This window comes from Nocardia tenerifensis NBRC 101015, assembly GCF_000308715.1.
GTDB lineage: Bacteria > Actinomycetota > Actinomycetes > Mycobacteriales > Mycobacteriaceae > Nocardia > Nocardia tenerifensis.
In genome coordinates this window covers 1-7,346 of the sequence record NZ_BAGH01000242.1, presented here as the reverse complement: position 1 = coordinate 7,346, position 7,346 = coordinate 1, and the positions used below count along the sequence as shown (strand labels likewise).

Sequence of the window (7,346 nt, the reverse complement as noted above, 5' to 3'; positions counted from 1 at the left end):
CGGTCGCCTTTAACGCGGAGACGTTGGCGTGCTGGGCGTGCCGTGCCGCTGAGGTGATTGAGCCGCTGACGCGCCGAGCCGTGGACTACTTGGGCGTACAGGGTGAGCCCACTGGCCGTTGGCATTGCTGAGGGTGTCGGCGTCGATGGTGGCGGCCGCCGAGCCGTTGAGCCGTTGGCCTGCTGAGCCGCTGAGGTGCTGTGCTGCCGAGCCGTCGAGCTGCGGGGGGCCGCCGGGCCGCTGAGCTGCTAGGTGCTGAGCCGCCAAACCGCTGCGCTGCTTGAAGGTGCGTTTTTGAGCCGTTGAGCTGCTGAGCCGCCGAAGGAGCTGGGCTGCCGAGCCGTTGGGCCGCTGAAGATGCTGGGCTGTTGAGCCGCTGAGCTGCAGGACCGCTGAAAGTTGCTGAGCTGCAGCGCTACTGAACTACTGAGCGCGCAAGGTAAGCCCACTGCCGTTGGTATTGCGGAGGGTTAGCGTGTCGGCGTCGACGGTGGCGGTTGTCTTGCCGTCCAAGGCTTTCAGGACCGCCTGTTCTACTTCCATGACCTCGGCGGGGCACAGCATCTTTGTGGTGGCGAGCTGGAAGGTTAGGTTGGTGTCGCCGGTGGCGCGGCCGGTTATTCGGTTGCAGCCTGCGGTGCCGGTGACGCTGCCGTCGTCGGCGATGGTGAGGGTGGGTTTGACCTCGTCGATGGTTTGGGAACGGACTTGGGCGTCGGGGGTGAGGAGGGCGGTGACCAGCCAGGTGGTGCCCTTGATCGGCTTGTCCGGCCGGACGACCTTCTTGTCCATCATGGTCACCGTCGAATTGCCGCCGCGCAGAGTGAGTTTCGCGCCGTCGAGCTGCCAGGTCGGGTCGGAGTTGAGCAGGGCGCTGAGCCATTCGTCGGCGCCCTGCCGCTCGCCGGGGCATCCCATGAGGGTGCCGGCCAGGCCGGAGACGTGCAGTTTGTTGTCGTCGAGCGCGACCGAGCCCGAGTAGGTGTTGCAGCCGGCGTCGGCCGAGAGCCGGTCGTCCTTGAAGCTGAGGGTCAGTGGGCCGCCGCCGGGGATGGGGGCACCGTCGACCTGCGTGGAGAGAAACGTGCGACCCGCCAGGTTCGGCGTGCTCGGGGTGGACTCAGAGTCGCCGCTGGAGCACGCGGCGACCGCGAGGAGCGCGAGCAGGACGATCGGGCCGAACCGCACGCAAGTAGCCGCCATGACGGCGATCGTACCGACGGCACGCGGTCCGGCCCGGATTCGGCCAGGTCAGACCGGCATGCCGAGGGCCGAGGCGAGGGTCTGGCCGACCGCGTTGGCGAAGGCGGCGGCCGCGCCGGGGTCGAGGATCTGCAGCGGCACGTCGCGGTTGGTGCAGCCCTGCGGCGCGGGAACGCCGTTGAGCCGGTCGTTGAGCCACAGCGCGGCCGAGCCCGCGCCGGACGCGGCGGCGATGCCGTGCTCGCTGATCAGCTCCCTGGTGTAGGCGACCTTGGCGTTCGGGTCCTTGCAGTAGGTGTCGTAGAGGTTGTTGACGGCGTTGACGGGCATGACCTCGTCGAGCGGCGCCTCGTAGAGGTACACCGGCGCGGTGGGCGTTCCACGGCGGCCGAGCGTCAAATCGTCCAGCACGGGCTGCATTTCGGGCGCGCGCATCGGGTCGCCGGGGTAGTCGAACAGCCCCTTGATGTTCACGAACGGGAAGCCCGCGAATTGCAGTGCCACACACTGTCCTTCGTGCACGACCCGGATCGCCTTGCCGAGCGGGTTCATGTGCTGGTCGATGAACCGGGCGACCTCGGGGTATTCCCTTGCCACGCCGAACAATCCGCCGAGCACCGCCCCGCCGAAGGTCGAGGTGCCGTTGTTGTAGTCGACGGCCATCCGGATATCGGCCATCAGGCCCCCGGCCGCCGAGCCGACCAGGTTCAGCTCGGGCGCGTACTCCGGTTGCAGCTCCGCGGCGTGCGCGGTCGGGATGGCGCCGCCGGAGTAGCCCCACAGGGCGGTGCGGGTCGCCGCGCCGGGGAGTCCGGCGGGCTCGAAGTTCTGCGCGGCGCGGATGGCGTCGAGGGTGATCCGGCCGCCGAGCGGGCCCACCGCGTAGGCCGCGTTCGGTCCCTGGTGGTCGGGGACGACGACGGCGTGGCCGAGTTGCAGCATGGCCTGGGCCTCGACGAACTCCAGCGCGATGACCGAGTTCAGCGGGTTGGGCAGCGACCCCATCTGCAACGCGTACGAGGGCGCGCAGTTCTGCGACAGCGAGTCCTCGGCGAACTGGAAGGAGACCAGGCTGCGCTCCGGGGTGGGCGAGGGGCGGTGCGGCACGATGACGGTGGCCACCGCGGGGATCGCCTCGCCGCGAGTGTTGTTGCTGCGGAAGGACAATTGCCACGCGCGCACGTTGAGCGGCAGCAGGTTGAAGTTCGCGAGGTTGACCTGTCGCGCGGCGAGGATCTCCCCGGGCCGCGCCGCGGCCACCCGGGCCGGGTCGGGGTTGTAGAACCCCTGATCGAGGTACGGCGGGGCGGGCGGCAGGGGAAACGGCAGCGGCGGCGCCACCGGCACCGGTTCCGCCTGCGCCGCGCCGACCAGGACGGGGCACGCCGCCACGGTCAACCCCGCGGCCAGTGCCAGGCATGCGTGTGTGAGCACCCTCGTGGTGCGCCCAGCTGTGCTCATCTTCATTTCGGAACTCCTCGACCTGTACGCAAAGCAGCCCTCGGAAAAAGAGAGCATCTGTTTCCTAACTGGCCGGTCGACTGTAAGGGGCGGGGTCGGGCTGTGTCAACGCTCACGCCGACCCGCTGACCAGCGCCGCCGATGAGAGCGGGCAGGATGGTCCGACATGACCGCTAGCGCAGAATCCGCCCGGCCGCGCCGCACCCAGAAGGAGCGACGCGAGGCCACCGTGACCAAACTGGTCGACGCGACCGTCGCCGCGATCGGCGAGGTCGGCTACCAGCGCACCACCGTGCAGGAGATCTGCGGACGGGCCGGGCTGTCCGTCGGCGCGATGTTCCGGCAGTTCGACAGCAGGCTCGACCTCATCGTGCGCACCGCCGAGGTGATCGTCACACGGCAGACCGCCGCCTTCACCGTCGTGATGGAACAGCTTGGGGCCCAGGAGAATCCGCTCGACACCGCCCTGCGCTTCCTGCAGGCGGCCCAGTCCGACAACGTCACCCACGCGCTGCGCGAGATCTACCTCGCGGCCCGCTCCGACGACGAACTGCGCGCCAGGATCGCGCCGACGGTCGAGAGCTACTACGACGGGGTCGTCGCGGCGGTCGAGCGGACCGGGGTGCTCAGCCGGTATCCGCAGCGGCTGCGCGAGCCGCTGTTCTTCATGGCGCTGCACGTGTTCTCGGGGCAGGCGGTCGTCCGCGGCGTGTACCAGCGGCCCGAACTCGATGAGGCGGTCCTCGAGCTGGTCGGGGACATGCTGCGGACCTACGCCGACGCGATCGATCAGTAAGTCGCGCGACAGACAGCGCCGCAAGGCATTAGGATCGGCCGCGTGCACCGAGACTTCGTGATCTTGCCGCCGCCCGCCTCCTGAGCGAGGTGTAGGCGTACTCTTCGTATTCGCCTGGCGGCCAGGCGCGTTCTGACGACGCGCGTGCGTCCCTATGCCACGGCGTTTGTTTCGGCGATGCCGGTTCGATGCTGTTGTCGGACACGGTAACCCCGAGCCGGGCGACGGCCGGCCCCGAAAGGCTCTTCGGCGTTCGTTGTGCACCTCGCTTCCGCGACCCCAACCCTCTCTGTCGCAGGAGCGCGAATCTTCATGTCCATCTCTGTGTCCACGACCGGCCGTTCCGGACTGGTCTACCTCGTCGGCGCCGGAATGCTCTGGGGCACCGGCGGTTTGCTCGGCACCCTGCTCGGCCGTGCCACCGGCTTGTCGCCCATCGCGGTGGCCGCCTGCCGGCTCGCCGTCGGCGGCCTGCTGCTCGTCGCGCTGCTCGCGGCGAGCCGACGGCCTTGGCCGCGAAACCCCTTGGCCTGGCGCAGGATCGGCGCTGTCGCCGCCCTCGCCGCGACCTTCCAGGCGTGCTACTTCGGCGCGGTGTCCGCCTCGTCGGTCAGCGTCGCCACCCTCGTCACCATCGGCGCCTCGCCCGTGGCGGTCGCGGTGCTCGAGCAATTCACCGGCCGCCGCGCCGTCGACCGCATGCGGGCCGCGACGATCGGCCTCGCGCTGTCCGGCCTGGCGCTGCTGGTCGGCGTGCCGACCGATGAGGTGGCCGCGACCGGACTGCTCGTCGGTGCGGCCCTCGCCGTCGGTGCGGCGTGCGCGTTCGCCGCGGTGACCGTGATCAGCGCTCGACCGGTGCCGGGCCTGGATTCGATGACCACGACCGGCCTCGGATTCACCGGCGGCGCCGTGCTGCTCGCCCCGCTGGCCGTGCTCACCGGAGTCACCTTCGAGCCATCCCTCGGCGGCTTCGCCCTGCTCGCGGCCCTGGGCTTGATCCCGACCGCCATCGCCTACACCCTCTATTTCCGCGGCCTCCCCGACGCGGGTCCGGGCACCGCCGCCATCCTCGCCCTCCTCGAACCCCTCACCGGCGCGCTCCTCGCCGCGATCGTCCTCGGGGAGCGCCTGACGCCGCTCGGCCTGCTCGGCGTGGGTCTACTCATTACGGCGCTGCTCCTCACCGGCCGCCGCTCGGCCCGGACATCCTGAGCCACAACCCAATCCACATGGGCGGAGCCGGCCTCGACGCACAGAACGATGCGTGTCGAGGCCGGACCGCGCCTAGTGTGCTCACTGTGGGGAGAACAATGAACGAACTCGATGCCATTCTCGACGGCGATTTCGTCGTCGCCCTCGCCCAGGTGACGCCGCTGCGCGGCGTGGTGCTCGCCCCGGTGAACAGTCTCGGCTGGGACGCCGACTCCCGGACGTTCGCGTTCACCAGCGACTTGGCGGCCTTTCGCAAATTACGCCGGCTGGAACGTAACCCGCGGGTGACCGTCGTCTTCCACGCCCGGGAACACGGCACCGCCCGCGGCGAGGACTTCGTGCTCGTGCAGGGGGAGGCGAGTTTTTCCTGGCACCCGAACCGCGACGAGCTACGTCCGTTCTATCGGCGACCCGGCACCGCGCTGGGACCGGACAACCTGGGCGGGCCGCTGTGGAACTGGTGGCTCGGCCCGTTCTTCTGGGACCGGGTCGTCGTCCGGGTCAAGGCGCACCGCGTCGTCGCGTTCCCCGACCGGTCCTGCTCCGGTTCGGCGGCCGTGTTCGGCCCGCCGGCGCCTTCGCGTCCACCGGAGTCGCAGAAATCTCCCGCGAACGGCACCGGTCCGCGCGTCGCCCTCGGCCGGGTGATCAAAGGCCTGCGCCCGAAGCCGCATCGACTGCTCGGCTGGGTCGGCGCGGACGGCTACCCGATGGTGGTCCCGGTCCGATCCGTCGAGCAGGCGGCCGACCGGCTGACGCTGACCACGCCCGCCGGCCTCGTCCCCGACGGTGCGCGCCGGGCCGGGCTGACCGGGCACGCGTTCACTGCGGGCACGCTCGGACAGAGCCAGGTCGTGCTGACCGGCTGGCTCGAAAACGACGGCGCCACAGTGCGTTACGCGCCGCACACCCGGTTCGCCTACCGGATTCCGCCGAGCCGCTGGCCGTGGCGCATCGTGCTGGGCGCGGCGACCAGGATCGGGCTGGAGCGGGCCAGGCGCGACGGGGTGCCGTCGCTGGCGCCGAGGAGGCTCGGCCGTTCGGTGGCTGAGTGATGGCTAAGCTTCGGTAAGTGATCACTGCCTCCAACCCCGCGGTCTCTACCTGGGCTCCGTTGCGGTCGAGGGTGTATCGCGCGCTGTGGATCGCGCAGTTGGTGTCCAATCTGGGCACCTGGATGCAGACCGTCGGCGCGCAGTGGGTGCTGGTCGACAGACCCAATGCGGCCGTGCTCGTCTCGTTCGTGCAGACCGCCATCACCCTGCCGGTGATGCTGCTCGCCATTCCGTCCGGGGTGATCGCCGACCTGGTCGACCGGCGCAGGCTGCTGCTCGGCGCGCAATCGACGATGGCGGTGCTGGCCGCGGTGCTCGCGGTGTCGACGGCGACCGGGCACACTACCCCGGCCGTCCTGCTCACCCTGCTGTTCCTCATCGGCTGCGGGCAGGCGCTCACCGGGCCCGCCTGGCAGGCGATTCAACCGGAACTCGTGCCGCGCGAACAGATTCCGTCGGCGGCGGCGCTGGGCAGCATGAGCATCAATATCGGCCGCGCGGTGGGGCCCGCGCTCGCGGGCGTGCTGGTCTCGCTGTCCGGGCCGACGCTGGTGTTCGTGCTCAACGCGGTGTCGTTCGGCGGCATCGTGGCGGTGCTGACGGTGTGGCGCAGGCCCGCCGCGGATCGGCAGCTGCCGAGCGAACGCCCGCTGGCGGCGTTGCAGGCGGGGACGAGGTTCATCAAGGCGGCGCCCGCGATCCGGCGGGTACTGCTGCGCTCGATCCTGTTCATCGCGCCGGCCAGCGCGGTGTGGGCGCTGCTTCCGGTGATCGCGCGCGACGAACTCGGGCTGTCCTCGTCCGGCTACGGACTGATGCTGGCCGCGCTGGGCATCGGTGCGGTGCTCGGGGCCGTCGGCCTGTCCCGCCTGCGCACCCTGCTGACGCCGACGCAGCGGTTGAGCACGGCCGCGGTGCTGTTCGGACTCGCGTCGGCGGCCACCGCGGTGCTGCACGTCGTGCCGATCGTGCTGGTGATGCTGGTCTTCGCCGGTTTCGCCTGGCTGCTGGCGATGTCGACGATGAACTCGACCATGCAGTTGCTGCTGCCCGCGTGGGTGCGGGCGCGCGGGTTGTCGGTCTATCTGCTGGTGTTCATGGGCGGGCAGGCGCTCGGCTCGGTGCTGTGGGGCGTGGTCGCCGGCGCCGCCGGGCCGGTGTTCGCGCTGCTGGCCGCGGCGGTGCTGCTCGGGCTCTGCGCGCTGAGCACGGTGTGGCTGCCGATCAGCCACAACGCGGAGAACCTCGACCAGACGCCCTCGGCGTTCTGGCCGGAGCCGCAGCTGGTGGTCGAGCCCGACCCCACCGACGGACCGGTCATGGTCCTGCGCACCTACGACGTCCCCGCCGAGAACCTCGACGAGTTCCGCACCGCGATGGCCTTCGTCGGCCGGTCCAGGCAGCGCACCGGCGCCATGGAGTGGCGGCTCTACCGCGACGTCGGCGTCGTCGACCGCTACGTAGAAGCCTTCGTCGTCCGCTCCTGGGCCGAACACATGCACCAACACCAGGTCAGGCTCACCGCCCAGGACCAACTCAGAGAACAGGAAGCGTCGAAATACACCATCGGTGACGACCGCATCACCCACCTCGTCGCCATCTACCCCCGTTAAGCG

The 7,346-nt window shown here is 70.2% G+C and carries 6 protein-coding genes; 4 read left to right on the top strand and 2 right to left on the bottom strand.

Features of this window, described 5'->3' with window-relative positions; all coding sequences use genetic code 11:
* Positions 1–423: 423 nt before the first annotated feature.
* Positions 424–1,203: an META domain-containing protein gene (locus ON39_RS19435; RefSeq protein ID WP_051186812.1), complete on the bottom strand. Its 780-nt coding sequence runs from the start codon at positions 1,201–1,203 to the stop codon at positions 424–426.
* 48 nt (positions 1,204–1,251) lie between these two features.
* Positions 1,252–2,670, bottom strand: a complete 1,419-nt coding sequence (locus tag ON39_RS19430; protein WP_040736324.1) for a lipase family protein — start codon at positions 2,668–2,670, stop codon at positions 1,252–1,254.
* A 160-nt stretch (positions 2,671–2,830) separates the two neighbouring features.
* On the opposite strand from ON39_RS19430, the gene ON39_RS19425 reads away from it, so the two are divergent.
* The 4 genes from ON39_RS19425 (at position 2,831) to ON39_RS19410 (ending at position 7,343) form a co-directional block, all read left to right on the top strand.
* Positions 2,831–3,460, top strand: a complete 630-nt coding sequence (locus ON39_RS19425) for a TetR/AcrR family transcriptional regulator (protein ID WP_040736322.1) — start codon at positions 2,831–2,833, stop codon at positions 3,458–3,460.
* 312 nt (positions 3,461–3,772) lie between these two features.
* Positions 3,773–4,675, top strand: coding sequence for a DMT family transporter (locus ON39_RS19420; RefSeq protein WP_040736320.1), 903 nt, complete (start codon positions 3,773–3,775; stop codon positions 4,673–4,675).
* Positions 4,676–4,773: 98 nt separating this feature from the next.
* The gene (locus ON39_RS46010; RefSeq protein ID WP_051186811.1) at positions 4,774–5,730 is read left to right on the top strand and encodes a pyridoxamine 5'-phosphate oxidase family protein; all 957 of its coding nucleotides are present in this window, start codon (positions 4,774–4,776) and stop codon (positions 5,728–5,730) included.
* A 17-nt stretch (positions 5,731–5,747) separates the two neighbouring features.
* Positions 5,748–7,343, top strand: a complete 1,596-nt coding sequence (locus ON39_RS19410) for an MFS transporter (RefSeq protein WP_373283705.1) — start codon at positions 5,748–5,750, stop codon at positions 7,341–7,343.
* Positions 7,344–7,346: the final 3 nt, after the last annotated feature.